The following is a 17,341-nucleotide window of genomic DNA, read 5'->3' on the forward strand; positions in this document are numbered from 1 at the left end:
AATTCCTCAGGGACGCACGATCGTCCAGTTCTTCTCGGACAGCTCCAGCAGGGTCGCGACCCCGGTCTTGACGACCGTGACACCATCGAGCAGAGGCGGCCGCCGTCCCTCCTTGCTCGCGAGCGTCTCCAAGGTATTGCCGCAGGCGATGAAGCTCACATTGGGCATCGACTTGGCGAAGCCGAGCACCCGCTCCTTCACCGGCGAGCGGTCGGCCAGCAGCATGTCGAGGCCGCCATTGAACGCGACGATCACGATCTCGACCTCCGCGCCCTCGCCCGAATAGTGGCGGGAGACATTCGCGGCGACGTCGAGCACCGCGCGCATCTTGGCCGGATCCTCGTCGCTGATCTGCAACGCGAGCCTATGTGGCTCGGCTGCAGCGGCGATGGATGCAACCCCGCTTCCGGCCAGGGCGACGGATGCGGCCGCCAACAGCATCTCGCGGCGGCTGCATCCGGCAATCCTCACTCGACGCCTCGCGGCTTGCCGTCCTTTTCTTCCGGCGTGACGTCGACCGCCGTCGCGCGTCCGGTGATCTTGACCGGCGCGATGCAGTTCTTCATGCAGGGATCCTTCTGCCAGAACGCCTTCTCGCTCGTGGCCCGGTCATCCATGATGAACCCGCCCTCGTTCGGCATCTTGATCGTGGCGAGATTGCTGTTGCTCAGCTCGAAGTTCTGATCGGTGATCACGTCGTTCAGATAGAGCACATAGGCGACCAGCGCATAGTACTCGTCGACCTTCAGCGACTGCGGGCTGCCGAACGGCATCGCGTGGCGGACGTAGTCGAACAGCGTCGAGGCATAGGGCCAGTAGGAGCCGACCGTCTTGACCGGATTGTCTGATGTCAGCGATCCCTTACCGCCGGCAAGCACCGGCCAGCGGCCGGCGCCCTCGCCGAATTCGCCATGGCAACTGGCGCAATTGTCCATGAACAGCTTCTCGCCCTGGGCGACGGTGCCCTTGCCGACGGGCAGCCCCTGTCCGTCCGGACGCACGTCGATATCCCAGCCGCGAATCTCCTCGGCGCTCGGAGCTCGGCCGATGTTGAAGCGCTGCGGCGCCTTTACATCAATCTTGGCCTCAGTCTTCTCGCCCGGGCCGCCGGCGAATGCCACCGAGCCCGCAAGGGTTGCGAGCGCTGCGGCGGCAATGATGAGCTTAGGCGACCTCGACATTCTCGACCTCACCGTTTGCCTGCACGTGCCAGGTCTGGATGCCATTGTTGTGATAGATGGAATTGTAGCCGCGCACCTTGCGCAGTTCGGCCTTGGACGGCTGGACGTAGCCGGTCTCGTCCTGGACCCGCGACTGCAAGAGCAGCGGCTCGCCGTTCCAGTCGAACTCGTAGTAGAAGCGCGTCAGCGCCTTGTCGAGCACCGGGCCGTCGATCCGCGCCGGCCACCAGTTGCGGCCGCCATCGAGCGAGACGTCGACGCGCTTGACCTTGCCGTTGCCCGACCACGCCAGGCCCGACACGATCGTAAAGCCCTTGCCATGCTTGATCGGCGCCTGCGGGCTCGGGCTCGTGATCACCGACTTCGCATCCATCGCCCAGGTGAAGCGTCGCGCCTTGCCGTTCGGCAAGAGATCCGTGTACTTCGAGGTCTCCTCGCGGGTGTGCCAGGGCTGGTCGCCGACCTTGATGCGGCGCAGCCATTTGACCCAGAGATTGCCCTGCCATCCGGGTACGACCAGGCGCATCGGATAGCCCTGCTCGGGATACAGCGCCTCGCCGTTCATCTTGTAGGCGATGATGCAGTCGTCGAGCGCCTTCTCGATCGGCAGGCTGCGATCCATCGACGCGGAGTCGGCGCCCTCCACCAGCAGCCATTTGCCGTTGGTCTTGACGCCGGCCTCTTCGAGCAGGGTGCGCAGCGAGACGCCGGTATATTGCACGCAGTGGATCATGCCATGCGTGAACTGGCAGCCATTGAGCTGGGCGCCGCGCCACTCCATGCCGGAGTTGGCAGCGCATTCCATGAAGTGGATGCGGTTGACGCGCGGATAGCGCTTGAGCTCGTCGAGCGACAGCAGCAGCGGCCGCTCGACCAGGCCGTGGATCATCAGCCGGTGATCGGCCGGATCCACGTCGGCCACGCCGCCGTGATGGCGTTCGAAGCACAGTCCGTTCGGCGTGATGATGCCTTCCAGCTCGTGCAGCGGCGTGAAGCTGACCGAGGATTCGCGCGAAGCCGTCAGCCATTCGACGTCGCGGCGGACGACGTCCTTCTCGAACTTCGACGGCTTGCCGTAGGGCCGGACGGCGACGCCCTCGCCGAGGGTGCGCGTCCATTCCGGCACGTTCGGCGGCTGGTTGGCGGGATTGCCGGCGCCGGCTCGCGCCTGCGAGGCCAGCGCGGTGGCGGCGAGACCGCCGGCCGCAGTCAGGAAACCACGACGCGAGGCGCGTGGGGCTGAGGGAAGTGATTTGTCCTTGGACATCGTCGTCACACTCCGGAGACTTTGACGGCCCGGTTGGGCTCGAGACGAACGGTTTTCTGGCGCTGCAGATAGCTCGACACGACCTCCCAGATCGGCGGCCCCTGCGTGCCTTCGTTGACGCTGGCCCAGCCCGCGACCTGATACTCGCGCGCCGGATCGATCGCGGCGCCGGTCTTGATCAGGCGCATGTCGGAGATGCGCTGTCCCTGCGGCTTGTTGACGTCGATGGCATAGGACATGCCGCCGATGCGGACCATGTCGCCGCCCTGCTGGTAGTAGGGATCGACGTTGAACAGGTTGTCGGCGACGTCCTCGATGATCTCCTTCAGCCGCGTGCCGGTCATGCCCATGCGATAGACGGCGGGATAGGTGATCGCGGTGGCGTTGGTGACGTCCTCGAAGGTGATGTCCTGGCCCGGCATCACGCTTGTACCCCAGCGGAAGCCCGGCGACAGCGCGATCTCGGCATCGCGTTCCTGCAGCAGCGCCTGGCAGATCAGGTCGTCGAACGTGCCGTTGAAATTGCCGCGGCGATACAGCAGCGTCTCGGTCCGTCCCAGCGGGCGGGCAAGATCGGCGGCAAACGGCTTGCGCACCTCGGCGATCTTCGCCGCCATCGCCGGGTCCGGCGTGATCACGTCGGAGAACAGCGGGATCAGCTTGTAACGATAGCCCTTCACCTCGCCGTCCTTGACGTCGAGATCGAGCCGCGAGACGAACTTGCCGGACGACCCCGACGCGATCAGCAGCGTCTTGCCGACCTTGACCGCTTCAGGCAATGCGTCATGGGTGTGACCCGTGAGAATGACGTCGAGACCCTTGACGCGGCTGGCCAGCTTGCGGTCGACGTCGAAGCCGTTGTGTGACAGCAGCACCACGAGGCCGGCGCCGTCCTTGCGCGCCTTGTCGACCTGGGTCTGAACATCCTCCTCGCGCACGCCGAACGACCAGTTCGGAATCATCCAGCGGGGATTGGCGACCGGCGTGTACGGGAAGGCCTGGCCGAGCACCGCGATCTTGACGCCGCCGCGCTCGATCATCGTCGAGGCTTCGAACGCCGGCTCGTTCCATTCGGTGTCGCGGATGTTGAGGCCGAGGAAGGGGAAGCCCAAACCATCGACCGCCTGCTTGACGCGCTCGGTGCCGTAGGTGAACTCCCAATGCCCGGTCATCGCATCCGGCTTCAGCAGCGCCATGCAGTCGATCATGTCCTGGCCGCGGGTCTTCAGCGACGTCCAGGATCCCTGCCAGGTATCGCCGCCGTCGAGCAGCACGACCTTGTCGCCGCGCTCGGCGCGGATGGCCTTGATGACGGTGGCGGCGCGGTCGAGCCCGCCGATCCGCCCGTACGTCTTGGCCAGCGCCTCGAAATCCTCCGAGGTCAGCGCATAGGCCGACGACGAGCCCGGCGCAATGCCGAAGCGGGTGAGGAAATCCTTGCCGGTGACATGCGGCGGCTGGCCCTTGGCGTCACCGACGCCGAGATTGGTCGACGGCTCGCGGAAATACAGCGGCATCAGCTGGCCGTGGATGTCGGTGACATGCACCAAGGTGACGTTGCCGACCGGATCGAACGCCAGCAGTTCCTTCTCGGTCAGCTTCTGCTGAGCAAAGGCGCGGGTCGCACCCGCAAGACCGGAGCCACCCGTCAAGGCAGCCGCCGCCAATGCGACCTGAACGAATTCGCGACGCGATATCATGATGTGTCTTCCTTGTGGCCGCGGCTAGTTGCGGACCGACGGTGTCTCGACGGGAAGCCCGATGCCGCGCCAGGCGACGTAGATTTCGAGCGCGAGGAACTCGTCCGACAGCGGCTTGTAGGGCACGCCACGAACGTCGAACATGCAGCCCTCGAACCGTTCGTGCAGCGGGACCAGGCGCTGATCGCGCAGCCGGTAGGTCGGAAAGCCGTTGGTCTGGCCTTGGCTCAGAAAATCGGCGCGCATGAACTTGCCGTTGTTCTTCTCGTGGCAGGAGGCGCAGGCGAGATCGAGCTGGCCGACCCGCGTGTAGTAGATCTCCTTGCCCTTCTCGAACCACGGCGACATCGGGCCGTCGGTCTTCACCGCCACAGGCATGCCGCGCGACTGATAGCGGACGAAGGTCGTCATGTCCGTCAGCTCCTTGGACTTGAACGGCCAGGGCTGCGCCTTCATGTGCTCGGTGCGGCAGATGTTGATCTGCTGCTCGAGATTGACCGGCCTGTTGAGCTTCTCGCTCCATTTGGGCATGGCCGCGCCGACGCCCTTCATGGTCTTTTCCGCCTCGCCGTGGCAGCTCATGCACGACTTGCCTTCGCCGCCGTCGACCGTCTTCCAGACGTCGGCGGCCCGCTCCACCGCGAGGAAGCCGGGATTCTCCAGATCGTCATCCTGGAGCGCGCGCGTTTCCTTGGTGCGGAACTGATAGCCCGAGATGATGGTCTTGAAGACGTGGCCGGGAGGCGCCGGAATGCCCTTCCGTTCGGCCTCCTGGCCGAACGTCGCGACTGCCGACAGGGCCAGCGCGGCCGACGCCAGGACGGCGAGAGAACCGTAGCGAATGGACATCCGTCACTCCTCCTAGCGATCACACGCTGCCGATCAGGCCTTCAACGCGATCTTCTCTTCGGCCGTCACGACGGAGCCATCGTCATCCGTCCATGCGAACTTGAACGTGCCTTCCTCGTCGATCCTTGCGTCGAACTGGATGTACGGGTTGGCGGAGATCGCCGGCTCCAGCGCGCAGGAGAACACCGGCTTGCCGTTGAACTCGCAGGTGAACTTGTTGATGATCTTGCGTGGGATCGGCTTGCCCTGCGCATCCTTGCGCTGACCCGATTCCATCAGATGCGAGACCAGCGTCTTGATCTGGATGATCTCGCCCTTCTTGGCTTCCTTCGGAAGCTTGATGCGCGGCTTGTCTGCCATATCAGTCTCTCCCTGTCTCAGCCGCCGCAGCCGCCGATGGTGACCTTGACGGTCTTGCGCTCTGTGAAGAGCGAACCGTCACTCATCTTCGCGACCGCGATCACGTTCTGGGTCTGCGCCAGACGGATACGGATCGACGCCTCGGCCTTGCCGGACATCGGCGTGAACATCAGCGTGGCGACGCCGCCGTTCGGATTGCCGTCGGCCACGAACAGCACTTCCTTGACGTAGTTCTCGGCGGTCATCGGGCTTTCGACCGAGAGCGCGAGCGGCACGGTGTTGCCGTTCTCGGCGATCTCAGGCAGATCGAGCGTGATCTTGCCCTTGGCCGCTTCCTTGCCGCCGGTGAACTTCTTGATCATCTCGGCCGCGTCGTTGCTCGGCTCGGCGTTGGCGGCCATCGGCAGCACCGTCAAAGCGACGAAACCGCCGCCGAGAAGGAACGCCTGTCGTCTGTTGATTGCGCCCATGCATCATCCTCCAGAGGCGGTTATTTCAATGTTTCGAGATAGGCGACGACGTCCTCGACCTGCGCGGCGGTGAGGACGGGTTTGCCGACGAACTCAGGCCTGACGCGATTGAGTCCGTCGTTCTTGTAGAAGGCGGGCATCACCGTGTCGGTGAAGATGCGCTTGGGATCGGCGACGATCAGGCGCAGTTGCGCCGTGTTGTAGCGGGTCGCGACGCCGTCGAGCGACGGACCGAACTCGCCGTGAAACTCTTCCGACTTCAGCGAAGACACCTGATGGCAGGCGAGGCAATTGCCCAGCGTCCGCGTCAAGAACACCTTCTTGCCGGCATCGGCATTGCCGGGCGCGCCCGTCAGCGATTTCGGAATGGCATAGTCGACGACATCGAGCCTGATCGGCTCGTCACCTCGCGCGGTTGCCGACAGCAACACGCACAGCAAGGCGGCCGGAATCAAACGGCGCATGTTTCCACCCTGACCGACGAGGCGTCCCCTCGCCTTACGATGACACGACGGACTTACGATCCATCATATTCAAGAATTATGATTTGATAATGTGATTGGTGTCAAGCGTATTTCGATGCCGCAGTGCACTCAACCCTTGGTCGAAGCGAGATAGTCGCGGAATGTGCCGCGCTCATAGGCCCTCTCGCGCACGAAGCGGAACATTGCGAGGAAATGCGGCGGCTTGAGATAGCCCGGCGCGCGCGCCACCTCGCGCGCGAGCGGCTCCTTCGCAGAGACGCCCTCGGCCGATGGCGGAAAGAACTGGAACGTCGGCGTGAAGCGGATCGCGTAGCGCTCGGCGAGCTCCTTCTCGGCGAGCTCCTTGCCGTCGAAGTCGATCACCTTGCGCGCGCCGAGCAGGTTGAGCTGCAGCACTTCGAAATTGGCACGGATGTAGTCCGTGATCTCTTGATCGGCAAAGTTCACCAGATGCGTCTCGCGGCAATACGGGCAGCCGCGCAGCTCCCACATGATCGCAAGCCGTTTGCCTTCCGATGCCGCGCTTTCGAGATCCTCGCGCAGGTCCAGGAAGCTGTTGAGAAACCAGGACTGGTGATAGAGCCCGTCGTCGCCCAGCACCGCGTCGGCCTGCGCCGGCGCTGAGGCCAGGCCGACCGCCGCCGCGGCAGGCAGCAGCGCAACCAGATTGCGCCGTGTCATCGTCCGGTTCGTCGTCATCAGCCTGCTCGCGCGCTTTGCCAAGTCACTGGCACCAAGTCCACTTTGCCAAGTCCACGGAATTTCGATACATGATATTCGAATAACAGAATGTGAAAAGGACATTCGATGCTGCGCCGCGTCATGATGCTGTCGCTCGTGCTGTCATGCCTCACGCATGGCGTCCGTGGGCACGCCGAAGGGAACGCGGATGTTGCTGCCTTCATGCACTCGGCGATGGCCAGCCTGCGCACAGCCGCGAGCTATGGCCGCACCGGCAATGTGGGCCTGGCGCAGATCGAGCTCGACGACGCCCGGATCGCCTGGGGCAGGCTCAGCCGGCTCGCCGAGCGCTCCCATGCGCCCTATTCGGCCAGATCCTTTGCAGAGCTGATCGCCACCGGCAACGATCGCCTGAAGCAGGCGGACGAAGCGCTGACCGCAGGTGACGGGGCACGCGCTGCGGCGGCCATTGCCGCGTTGCGCCGGTCGCTTCACGCCCTGAGGCAGGACGCCGGCGTGGTCGAGCTCAGTGATTGCGTGTTCGACCTGTCACCCGTCATGGACGCGTTGCGCAACGCCGCGGCGCGGTTCGCAGCGGGCAAGGCCGAGCCTGGCGAGGTCGTCCAGGCCGGCACAGCGCTGCGCGACCGGCTGCAACGCTGCAACGGCCTCGCCACGCCCGACGTGGCGAGCCAGGCCGAATTCCGCCGCCTGATCGACGGCGCCACGACGAGTGCCAACGAGATCGGCCGCGCTGCGCGCGAGAGCGACGCCGGCCTGGTGCATCGCTATGAGATCGAACTACAGTCCTTCGTCAATCTATTGGACTTCCGCTTCGGCTGATCAGCCGATGGTGGCGAGCGACGGAAAGCGCTCGAAGATCCATTCCGACATCCGTGGGATCACGCCGGCGAGAAAGGCAGCGCCGGTCAGGACGAGAAAGCCGCCCATCGTCTTCTCGACCAGGGGGAGATGCGGCTTGATGCCCTTGAGCATGGTCATGAACTGCCCCGTAAAGGCAGCGGCGATCAGGAACGGGATGCCGGTCCCGACCGAGTAGGCGGCGAGCAGCAGCGCGCCCTTCCCCACCGTCGCCTCCGCGCCGGCCATCATCAGCACGGCGGCCAGGACCGGCCCCGCGCACGGCGTCCAGCCGAAGGCGAAGGCCAGTCCCATCACGAACGCACCGAGCAGGCCGGCCGGCTTGCGTCCGACGTCGATCGTCGCGCTCCGGTACAGCAGCGGAATCCGGAGCACCCCGAGGAAGTGCAGCCCCATCATGATGATGACGAGGCCGGCGAGGATGCCGAGCTGGCTGAGATGGCCGGCGATGAACCGTCCGAACACCGAGGCGGTGGCGCCGAGACCGACGAACACCAGCGAAAAACCGCCGACGAAGCACAGCGCCGTCAGCACCGTCCGCCGCCGCTGGGCCATGCTGGTTTCGCCGATCGCGTCGGCCGCCGAGACGCCGGCCATGTAGCACAGGAACGGCGGGACCAGCGGCAGAATGCACGGTGACAGAAACGACAACAGACCCGCGGCCAGCGCGGCGCCCAGCGTGACGTCGAGATCCATCTTTCCTCCCGGTCGGCCAGCGCTGCGTGCCCGGCCTGCCGGGCAGGATTCGGAAATCGCGCACTAGTACATATTCGAATTTAATGATAGATTGGCCGACAAGTCCAGAGAGGATCTCGGCATGACCGGCAGAACTGCATCGCGCGGATTCGCAACGCTCGCAGGAGCGGTGGTGACCGGCATCTGCCTCTCGTCGCCGGCTTTCGCCTCCGAGCTCGTGATGTTCGAACGTCCGGGCTGCGGCTGGTGCGCCCGCTTCAACGCGGAAATCGGTCCGATCTACGACAAGACCGACGAGGGGCGCGCGCTGCCGCTGCGACGGGTCGACCTTGCCAAGCCGCTGCCGACGGACCTGTCCGGTATCGATCCGGGAGCGTTCACCCCGACCTTCGTGGTGGTCGATCAGGGCCGCGAGATCGGACGCATCCGCGGCTATCCCGGCGACGCGTTTTTCTTTGGGATGCTGGGTCGTATAATGAATGCTACAAGCGGGGCGCCGGCCCGCTCCTGACGCCAACCGAGGGATCCCGAATTCATGCCGCTGCCGAACTTGAAGGACATCGAAACCTCTGCCGAGCTCGAGCAGATGATCGAGAAGGCGCGGGAAGCCAGCGAGATGCTGAAGGCGCTGTCCCACGAGTCCCGGCTTTTGCTGCTCTGTATCCTCGCCGAAGGCGAAAAATCCGTCACCGAGCTCGAGCAGTTCCTGGGCGAGCGGCAGTCGACCGTCTCGCAGCAGCTCGCCCGTCTCAGGCTCGACCGGCTGGTCACGACGCGGCGCGACGGCAAGACGATCTACTACAGCCTTGCGAGCGAAGATGTCCGCAAGATCCTGACGGCGATCTACGACGTCTATTGCGAGCCGGTCCGCAAGCGCCGCCGCTGACAGGTTCGCCCTCGCGGTCTCGGGCTTCGCATCGGCGCGCCCTGTAGCGGCGCAAGAGGTCTGGCGTCCCCGCCGTTCCTGGAGCACAATACCGGGAAACCAACGAGGACGTCGGAGAGGAATGCTCGGCCCGTCAGCACTGACGTTCATGTGTGGGCTGCTCGCGGGCGCCGTCCTCGGCGTCGCCGGCCGCGCCGGCCGCTTCTGTACGCTCGCGATGCTGGAGGACGCGTTCTTCGGCGCCGATACCCGCCGGCTCAAATCGTTCGCGCTCGCGGCCGCGGTGGCGCTGGTCGCAACCCAGTTGCTCGCCAGCTTCGGCCTGATCGACCTGTCGCGCTCGATCTATTTGACATCCTCGATTCCGCTCGGCGGCGCCATCATCGGCGGCTTGTTGTTCGGAATCGGGATGGCCCTCGTCGGCACCTGCGGCTTCGGCACGCTGGTCCGGATCGGCGGCGGCGACCTGCGCGCCATCGTCGTGTTCCTGGTGCTGGGCGTGTCGGCCCTAGCCGCGATGCGCGGGCTCACGGGATTCCTGCGCATCTCGCTGATCGAGCCGCTCTCCATCCGCCTGCCCGAGACCATGACCCAGGGCATGGATGCGCTGCTGTCGTCCGCACTCGGCTCATATGCGCGGCCGCTGACCGTATCCGTCGCAGCAGTTGCGCTCGCGGCCTGGGCACTGGCCGACGGGCGCCTCGTGAGATCGCCGCGCCTGCTGCTATCCGGCCTCGCCGTGGGCTTCGCGGTGGCGTTCGGCTGGTTCGCCACCAGCTGGCTCGGCAATGACGATTTCGATCCGGCGCGCGTGGCATCCCTCACCTTCGTTGCCCCGCTCGGCAACACCGTGCTCTACATCGCCACGCTTTCGGGCACGCACGCCGACTTCGCGATCGGCTCGGTCGCCGGCGTGATCCTGGGCTCGTTCGTCGCGGCGATGTTTTCGCGCGTTTTCCGCTGGGAAGCCTGCGACGACGCGCGCGAGCTGAAGCGTCACATGACCGGCGCACTGCTGATGGGCACCGGCGGCATCATGTCGATGGGCTGCACGATCGGACAGGGCCTCTCGGCCTTCTCGACGCTGGCGGTCTCGGCACCGCTGACGATGCTGGCGATCACCTGCGGCGCACGTCTCGGCCTCGAATACACCATGACCGGCGAATGGCGCCCTGCCGTGCGCAACCTGCTGCGTCTGACGTCGTGACGGGCGGCTACGCTCGCGCAATGTGCGAACTTGCTCCCACGCCTGGCCAATGACGCTGTGCCGCAGGCAAGCGGACCGTGGATTTCGTCCGTTCCCTCGACATTTTCAGTTCAACGCAAGCTTCGCAAATTGACTGCCCACTCCCAGTGGCCGTCTGGAGCGCAGTCCCCCTGATAATCCTCGGATCGTCCGACGCCACGCTTCACGAGGCGGCACCGTCCTCCTCAGCTGCACAGCAGCTTACGGGGATGAAACAGGGATGCAGAGGCACAAACCAAAACTCCCGCAGCCTCATCGGCTACGGGAGTGTCGGTCTCAATGGTTGCGGGGATAGGATTTGAACCTATGACCTTCAGGTTATGAGCCTGACGAGCTACCGGGCTGCTCCACCCCGCGTTAACTTGTGCGTCACCTTCAGGGAAGTGCCGGGCGGTCCTGGCAGACACCTGAGGCGCTGCCGATCCATCCCAAAGGCTTCCTGAGAAGGCTTGAGCCCGTTGGCCTAGCCGGCCGTCGGGTGCGGGCGGTATGTACCAATGCGAGGCCGGTTTGGAAAGGGCTTTCGGGAAGTTTTTTTGCCGGATTGTGACACCGCTTGTCGCGGGACTCATTTCAGAAATTACATCGATATGACAGACGCTTATGTGGCGGCCTGTTTGACGGCCGGGACCAGGGGCACGGCGCGGGCTGGGGACAAGGAAAAAGTTCCTCGAAGGGCGGCGGCAGGGACCGACGACACTCGCCCGCGAAATGGATCGGCTCCACGCGCGCGCCAGGCGGCGCGAAACCGACGCCGCGCTTGCCAAGGGTTCCGCAACGCGGCAGCTTTAAGCCAACCAGAATGACGGCCCTGCACGCGGCCGCGCTACACGCGAGGAGACGTCCATGGACCAGTCCCTGAAGAGCCCCGCCCTCTCGGCGCTCGACAACGCGTTCCACACGCAGGTCGAAGCCTCACGCAATGCGCCTCCGCCCGCCCTCGCAGCACGGCTGGACGACCTGAAGCGGCTGCGGGCCATGCTGTCGGAGAATGAGACCCGCCTGGAGCAGGCGATCTCAGCCGATTTCGGCCACCGCTGCGCGGTCGAGACGACGATTGCCGAGACGCTGTTCCTGCAGGCTGAGATCAGGCACACGCTCAAGGCGCTGCCGCGCTGGATGGCGCCGCGACGCATCGCCACCGCGCTGCAGTTCTGGCCGGCGCGCAACCGCCTGATGCCGCAGCCGCTCGGCGTGGTCGGCATCATCGCGCCCTGGAACTACCCGCTGCAGCTGACTCTGGCCCCGGCAATCGGCGCGCTCGCCGCCGGCAACCGGGTCATGATCAAGCCGAGCGAGCTGACGCCGCACTTCTCCGCGCTGCTCAAGGAGCTCATCGCGGCGAATTTCGATCCGGCCCAGCTCACCGTCACCGGCATCGAGGACGGCGTCGCGGAGGCCTTTGCCGGGCTGCCGTTCGATCATCTGGTCTTCACCGGCTCGACCCGCGTCGGCCGCATCGTCGCCGAGGCCGCCGGGCGCAACCTGACCCCGGTGACGCTCGAGCTCGGCGGCAAGTCGCCGACCATCGTCGACGTCTCCGCCGACATCGACGAAGCCGCCGAGCGCATCGCCTATGCCAAGCTGCTCAACGCCGGCCAGACCTGCATCGCGCCGGACTACGTGTTCGTGCCCGAGCAGCACGCGGACGCATTCGCGAGCAAGCTGCACCGGCACATGCTGCGGATGTTCGGCACCAACCCGGCCAATGCCGACTACACGTCGATCATCTCCGAGCGGCACTATGCCCGGCTGGAAGGATTGCTGCGCGACGCGATCGCGCGCGGCGCCAGGACGCTGAGCACAACCAGCCCGGAGGATCCGGCCTGGAAGAAACTGCGGAAGTTTCCGCCGACGATCGTGACGGGTGCGAGCGCGGACATGGCGATCATGCAGGAGGAGATCTTCGGCCCGCTGCTGCCGATCATGCCCTATCGGCAATCCGACGACGTCATCCGCCACATCAATGCCCACGACCGGCCGCTTGCGCTGTACTGGTTTGGCAGCGACGCGGCGGCGCGCGACGCGGTGCTGGCGCGCACCGTCTCCGGCGGGGTCACCATCAACGACTGCCTTCTGCATTTTGCGCAGATGAATCAGCCGATGGGCGGCGTCGGCGCCTCCGGCATCGGCCACTATCACGGCGAATGGGGCTTCAACAGCTTCAGCAAGCTGAAGCCGGTGTTCTACCGCTCGCCCTTCAACCGCATGAAGGATCTCTATCCGCCCTATGGGGCCAGCATCGCCCGCATCGAGAAGCTGCTGCGGTTTCTGAGCTGACCCGTTCGGTCATTCCGGGGCGCGCGCAGCGCGAACCCGGAATCCGGAGATGATGAGACGTCAACTTCGAGATTCCGGGTTCGCCGCTGCGCGGCGTCCCGGAATGACGACCAAATAAAAAAGCAAATCAGGGAGAGACAGCACGTGACGGACGAGGTCGATTTCATCGTCGTGGGCGGCGGCAGCGGCGGCGCAACGGTTGCCGGCCGCCTGTCGGAAGATCCGGCGACATCCGTCGCGCTGCTCGACGCCGGGGGGCGCAACGACAACTGGATCGTGACAACGCCCTACATGCTGTTCCTGATGGTCGCGGGGCCCGTCAACAACTGGTCCTTCACCACCGTGCCGCAGAGGGGCCTGGACGGGCGCAGCGGCTATCAGCCGCGCGGCCGCGGGCTCGGCGGCTCCTCCGCGATCAACGCCATGGTCTACATCCGCGGCCACCGCGCCGACTACGATCATTGGGCTTCCCTCGGCAATACCGGCTGGTCGTATGACGACGTGCTGCCCTACTTCAAGCGCGCCGAGAACAATGCCGAGTTCAACGGCGCATATCACGGCCAATCGGGACCGCTGCCGGTCAACCGGCTGCGCACCGACAATCCCGTGCACGACATCTTTCTCCAGGCGGCGCGCGAAGCGCAGTTTCCGGTCCGCGACGACTTCAATGCCGAGACGCAGGAAGGGCTCGGCCTCTATCAAGTCACGCAAGCCAATGGCGAGCGCTGGAGCGCGGCACGGGCCTACATCCAGCCGCACATCGGCAGCCGCAGCAACCTGCGCGTCGAGACATCGGCGCATGCGTCGATGATCCTGTTCGAGGGCAAGCGCGCCGTCGGCGTCAAGTACCGCCAGGGCAAGGAGGTCAAGCAGATCCGTTGCCGCCGCGAAGTGATCCTCGCCTCCGGCGCGTTCCAGACCCCCCAATTGCTGATGCTCTCCGGCGTCGGAGATGCAAGCGCGCTGGCGCGGCTCGGCATCGCCAGCATCCATCATCTGCCCGGCGTCGGACAGAACCTGCAGGACCATCCGGATTTCATCTTCGCCTACACCTCCGACAACCCCAACTTCTCCTCGCTGTCGCCGAAAGGCCTGCGCCGGCTGCTGGCGGGCATCGGCCAATATCGCCGCGAGCGCCGTGGCGTCCTGACCTCGAATTTCGCCGAATGCGGCGGCTTCCTGAAGACGCGGCCTGATCTCGACGTGCCCGACATCCAGCTGCATTTCGGCATGGCCGTCACCGACGATCACGGCCGCAAGCGCCACGGCAACGGCTTCTCCTGCCACTTCTGTCTGCTCCGGCCGAAGAGCCGCGGCACGGTGGGACTGAAGAGTGCCGATCCGCTGGCGCCGCCGTTGATCGATCCGAACTTCCTCGGCGAGGCCGACGATGTCGAGACCATGGTCGCCGGCTACAAGACGACGCTGCGGCTGATGGAGACGCCGGCCATGCGCAGCCTCGCCACGCGTGACCTGTTCACCTCGGATGTCAGGACCGACGACGACATCCGCGCCATCCTGCGCGCCCGCGTCGATACGGTCTATCATCCCGTCGGCACCTGCAAGATGGGCGTCGACGATCCGCTCGCCGTGGTCGATCCCGTATTGAAGGTGCACGGAACGTCCGGCCTGCGCGTGGTCGACGCCTCGATCATGCCGACCCTGATCGGCGGCAACACCAATGCGCCGACGATCATGATCGGCGAGAAGGCCGCCGACATGATCAAGGACGAGCTGAAGGGCTGAGACCGCTCGCCATCGTGGGAAATCAACCTGCGGATCAGCCGGGCCTCACGTCAGCAGGAAGCCGCCGTCCACCGTCACCACGCTGCCGGTCATGTAGCGCGAAGCGTTGGACGCCAGCAGCAGGATCGCGCCGTCGAGGTCGCTCTCATGGCCGACGCGCCGCTGCGGGATGCGCTTGATCAGCTTCTCGCCCGCCGGCGTCTCCCAGACCTCGTGATTGATGTCGGTGTCGATGTAGCCCGGCGCCAGTGCGTTGACGCGGATGCCGCTCGCCGCGAGCTCCAGCGCGAGCGCCTTGGTCGCCTGTACCACGCCGGCCTTGGAGATCGCATAGGGCGAGATGAACTTCACGACGCTGAAGCCGAGCACCGAGGCGATGTTGATGATGTTGCCGCCGGCCTTGCGCGCGGCCATGCGCCGCGCCGCTTCGGTTGCGGCGAAATAGGCGCCCTTGAGATTGGCGCCGATCACGGCGTCCCAATCCGCCTCGCTCTGCTCGACCGCGAGCTTCTCCACGGCGATGCCGGCATTGTTGATCAGCACCGTGACGGGCCCGAGCGCGGCCTCGGCGGCGTCCATGCCTCTGGCGATCGACGCCATGCTCGTCACGTCCATCTCCACGGCGGCAGCGCGGCCGCCCCTCGCCCTGATCTCCGCCTCCAGCGCCTTGAGCTTGCCGGTCTGGCGTGCCGCGAGCGCGACGGCGGCGCCATGCGCCGATAGAACCCGGGCGAACTGCCGCCCGAGACCCTGGCTCGCGCCGGTGATCAGGATCACCTCGCGGCTGACGTCGAACAGCTCGGACATGGTTCCTCCCACGATTTGCTCATTTGTTGCGGCGCATTGATACAGACGATTTGAAGCAGCGCAAACCGGAATCGTTTACCGGGCGCGGCCTACAACCGCGGCGGAGCAACCATGAACGCTTTCGACCTCGCCGCTTGTGCCGCACTGATGGTTGCCGTCTACAGCGGCTTCTCGACCGGGCTGTTGCGCAGCGCCATCACGATTCTGGCCTATCTGCTCGCGATGCCGCTGGCGATGGGGGCGGTCGCAGCGATGAGCCCGCAGCTGCAAGACGCGCACGGCACTCCGCTGGCCCAGAACTGGCTGCAGTTCTTCGCCGCCTTCGTCGTGATCGGCATGGCGCTGGGCAAGATCGGTCGCATCCTGCTCGACGAGGCGATCGGTTCCGAGGCCGGCTTTGGCGACCGGCTCGGCGGCGCGCTGCTGGGCGCGGTCCGCACCGGCATGGTCGCGACCACGCTGGTGCTGGTGTTCGACAGGATCGTTCCTCCCGAGCGCCAGCCGCGCTTCCTCGACGGATCACGCCTGCGTCCGATGCTCTCGCTCGCAGGCGCAAAGGGCTTCCGCTCGCTGCCTCCGGAGGTCGCAAGCCTGATCGACCGGCTGAAGCAGGAACGGCGCATCTGACCGACCCGGCGGCGTCTCTCCCGTCATAGCGAGCCATGCAATTCGGCACAGGCCGGCTGCTCTTATCAGCGGCAATGCCGTTGGCTAGAATGCGCCCATCTTCCTTTCAGCCTCACTGACATATCGGAGTGATCAATCGTGGATCTCGGGATCAAGGGCCGCCGCGCCATCGTCTGCGCCTCCAGCAAGGGTTTGGGCCGCGCCTGCGCCATCGCGCTCGCCAATGAGGGCGTGCATGTCACGATCACGGCGCGCGGCGCCGAGACGCTGGCCAAGACCGCGGCCGAGATCCGCGCGGCCAATCCCGGCATCACCGTGACGGAAGTGGCGGGCGACATCACCACGCCGGAGGGCCGCGCCGCGGTGCTGAAGGCCTGCCCGGACCCGGACATCCTGATCAACAACGCCGGCGGCCCGCCGCCCGGCGATTTCCGCAACTGGACCCGCGACGACTGGATCAAGGCGCTCGATGCCAACATGCTGACGCCGATCGAGCTGATCAAGGCGACCGTCGACGGCATGATGGCGCGCAAGTTCGGCCGCATCGTCAACATCACCTCGGCCGCGGTGAAGGCGCCGATCGACATTCTCGGCCTCTCCAATGGCGCCCGCGCCGGCCTCACCGGCTTCGTCGCCGGCCTGTCGCGCAAGACCGTGATCAACAACGTCACCATCAATGCGCTGCTGCCGGGGCCGTTCGAGACCGACCGCCTTCTCTCCACGGCAAAGGGCGAAGCCGAAAAGCGCGGCGTCACGCCGGAGCAGATCCTGGCCGACCGCGCCAAGACAAACCCTGCGGGTCGCTTCGGCGATCCCGAAGAGTTCGGCCTCGCCTGCGCCTTCCTGTGCGCCGCCAAGGCCGGCTACATCACCGGCCAGAACATCCTGCTTGACGGCGGCGCGTTCCCGGGCACGCTTTAAGCGGCGTATTGCGGGAAACGTTGGAGTGCAGAGGTCTCTCGCGACTTGCTCGCTCTGCGCCTCTCCCCGCGTGCGGGGAGATGTCGGATCGCATCGCCAGATGCGATCCGGGTGAGGGGGTACAGGCCTCACCACGAACACTCCCCGAGCGTTTGCCCTCTGACACCTCCCGTGCGGCTGCCCCCATTGGCGCTAACTTACCATTTTGCTGCCGGAAATGGATGATTCCTCGGTCGAGTGACTGACGAATCGCTTTC

General features: G+C 65.5%; 19 protein-coding genes and 1 tRNA gene. 8 read left to right on the forward strand and 12 right to left on the reverse strand.

Going from position 1 to position 17,341, the window contains the following annotated elements:
• Window positions 1–6: 6 nt before the first annotated feature.
• The 9 genes from ACQR2C_RS25305 to ACQR2C_RS25345 all read right to left on the reverse strand — a co-directional run bounded on the left by ACQR2C_RS25305 (window position 7) and on the right by ACQR2C_RS25345 (window position 7,011).
• On the reverse strand, window positions 7–441 hold the full coding sequence (locus tag ACQR2C_RS25305; protein WP_315805522.1) for a DsrE family protein: 435 nt from the start codon (window positions 439–441) through the stop codon (window positions 7–9).
• Window positions 442–467: 26 nt separating this feature from the next.
• Window positions 468–1,226, reverse strand: a complete 759-nt coding sequence (locus tag ACQR2C_RS25310) for a c-type cytochrome (RefSeq protein WP_315805479.1) — start codon at window positions 1,224–1,226, stop codon at window positions 468–470.
• A complete protein-coding gene (gene soxC / locus ACQR2C_RS25315; RefSeq protein ID WP_316217966.1) occupies window positions 1,165–2,448 on the reverse strand; it encodes a sulfite dehydrogenase in 1,284 nt (427 codons plus the stop codon). Before soxC ends, ACQR2C_RS25310 begins: the two co-directional genes overlap by 62 nt.
• 5 nt (window positions 2,449–2,453) lie before the next feature.
• Window positions 2,454–4,148: a thiosulfohydrolase SoxB gene (soxB, locus tag ACQR2C_RS25320; RefSeq protein WP_316183586.1), complete on the reverse strand. Its 1,695-nt coding sequence runs from the start codon at window positions 4,146–4,148 to the stop codon at window positions 2,454–2,456.
• A 24-nt stretch (window positions 4,149–4,172) separates the two neighbouring features.
• Window positions 4,173–4,997: a sulfur oxidation c-type cytochrome SoxA gene (soxA, locus tag ACQR2C_RS25325; RefSeq protein WP_434882364.1), complete on the reverse strand. Its 825-nt coding sequence runs from the start codon at window positions 4,995–4,997 to the stop codon at window positions 4,173–4,175.
• A 33-nt stretch (window positions 4,998–5,030) separates the two neighbouring features.
• Window positions 5,031–5,357 (reverse strand): thiosulfate oxidation carrier complex protein SoxZ, encoded by a 327-nt coding sequence (gene soxZ / locus ACQR2C_RS25330; protein ID WP_315718309.1) that lies wholly within the window; start codon window positions 5,355–5,357, stop codon window positions 5,031–5,033.
• A gap of 17 nt (window positions 5,358–5,374) precedes the next feature.
• Window positions 5,375–5,827 carry a thiosulfate oxidation carrier protein SoxY gene (gene soxY, locus ACQR2C_RS25335; RefSeq protein WP_315805483.1) on the reverse strand — a complete coding sequence of 151 codons (453 nt, stop codon included), beginning with the start codon at window positions 5,825–5,827 and terminating at the stop codon, window positions 5,375–5,377.
• 20 nt (window positions 5,828–5,847) lie between these two features.
• The gene (gene soxX / locus ACQR2C_RS25340; RefSeq protein WP_315805484.1) at window positions 5,848–6,291 is read right to left on the reverse strand and encodes a sulfur oxidation c-type cytochrome SoxX; all 444 of its coding nucleotides are present in this window, start codon (window positions 6,289–6,291) and stop codon (window positions 5,848–5,850) included.
• A 129-nt stretch (window positions 6,292–6,420) separates the two neighbouring features.
• On the reverse strand, window positions 6,421–7,011 hold the full coding sequence (locus ACQR2C_RS25345) for a thioredoxin family protein (protein ID WP_434882365.1): 591 nt from the start codon (window positions 7,009–7,011) through the stop codon (window positions 6,421–6,423).
• 108 nt (window positions 7,012–7,119) lie between these two features.
• Here ACQR2C_RS25345 and ACQR2C_RS25350 point away from each other — a divergent pair, with 108 nt between their 5' ends.
• Window positions 7,120–7,836, forward strand: a complete 717-nt coding sequence (locus ACQR2C_RS25350) for a hypothetical protein (RefSeq protein WP_316183589.1) — start codon at window positions 7,120–7,122, stop codon at window positions 7,834–7,836.
• Here ACQR2C_RS25350 and ACQR2C_RS25355 read toward each other — a convergent pair whose 3' ends face one another.
• Entirely contained in the window at window positions 7,837–8,571 is a 735-nt protein-coding gene (locus tag ACQR2C_RS25355; RefSeq protein ID WP_316237062.1) for a cytochrome c biogenesis CcdA family protein, read from the reverse strand.
• 121 nt (window positions 8,572–8,692) lie between these two features.
• On the opposite strand from ACQR2C_RS25355, the gene ACQR2C_RS25360 reads away from it, so the two are divergent.
• From ACQR2C_RS25360 to ACQR2C_RS25370, 3 genes are all read left to right on the forward strand, one after another.
• Complete coding sequence (locus ACQR2C_RS25360; protein WP_315805523.1) at window positions 8,693–9,082, forward strand: thioredoxin; 390 nt, start codon at window positions 8,693–8,695, stop codon at window positions 9,080–9,082.
• A 24-nt stretch (window positions 9,083–9,106) separates the two neighbouring features.
• Window positions 9,107–9,457: an ArsR/SmtB family transcription factor gene (locus tag ACQR2C_RS25365; RefSeq protein ID WP_315805488.1), complete on the forward strand. Its 351-nt coding sequence runs from the start codon at window positions 9,107–9,109 to the stop codon at window positions 9,455–9,457.
• A gap of 121 nt (window positions 9,458–9,578) precedes the next feature.
• Window positions 9,579–10,664 carry a YeeE/YedE family protein gene (locus ACQR2C_RS25370; RefSeq protein ID WP_315805489.1) on the forward strand — a complete coding sequence of 362 codons (1,086 nt, stop codon included), beginning with the start codon at window positions 9,579–9,581 and terminating at the stop codon, window positions 10,662–10,664.
• 319 nt (window positions 10,665–10,983) lie between these two features.
• Here ACQR2C_RS25370 and ACQR2C_RS25375 read toward each other — a convergent pair.
• Window positions 10,984–11,060: transfer RNA gene (locus ACQR2C_RS25375), tRNA-Met, on the reverse strand.
• Between the two features lie 489 nt (window positions 11,061–11,549).
• Between ACQR2C_RS25375 and ACQR2C_RS25380 the strand changes: the two genes are divergently transcribed.
• Window positions 11,550–12,983: a coniferyl aldehyde dehydrogenase gene (locus ACQR2C_RS25380; protein WP_434882366.1), complete on the forward strand. Its 1,434-nt coding sequence runs from the start codon at window positions 11,550–11,552 to the stop codon at window positions 12,981–12,983.
• A gap of 144 nt (window positions 12,984–13,127) precedes the next feature.
• Window positions 13,128–14,729, forward strand: coding sequence for a GMC family oxidoreductase (locus tag ACQR2C_RS25385; protein ID WP_434882367.1), 1,602 nt, complete (start codon window positions 13,128–13,130; stop codon window positions 14,727–14,729).
• A 45-nt stretch (window positions 14,730–14,774) separates the two neighbouring features.
• Here ACQR2C_RS25385 and ACQR2C_RS25390 read toward each other — a convergent pair whose 3' ends face one another.
• Window positions 14,775–15,536, reverse strand: coding sequence for an SDR family oxidoreductase (locus ACQR2C_RS25390; protein ID WP_316217973.1), 762 nt, complete (start codon window positions 15,534–15,536; stop codon window positions 14,775–14,777).
• Between the two features lie 111 nt (window positions 15,537–15,647).
• Between ACQR2C_RS25390 and ACQR2C_RS25395 the strand changes: the two genes are divergently transcribed.
• Complete coding sequence (locus tag ACQR2C_RS25395; RefSeq protein WP_315805509.1) at window positions 15,648–16,163, forward strand: CvpA family protein; 516 nt, start codon at window positions 15,648–15,650, stop codon at window positions 16,161–16,163.
• A gap of 138 nt (window positions 16,164–16,301) precedes the next feature.
• The gene (locus tag ACQR2C_RS25400; RefSeq protein ID WP_315805510.1) at window positions 16,302–17,084 is read left to right on the forward strand and encodes an SDR family oxidoreductase; all 783 of its coding nucleotides are present in this window, start codon (window positions 16,302–16,304) and stop codon (window positions 17,082–17,084) included.
• Window positions 17,085–17,341 lie beyond the last annotated feature (257 nt).

This window comes from Bradyrhizobium sp. HKCCYLRH3061, from assembly GCF_051168015.1.
In the GTDB taxonomy this organism is placed as follows: Bacteria; Pseudomonadota; Alphaproteobacteria; order Rhizobiales; family Xanthobacteraceae; genus Bradyrhizobium.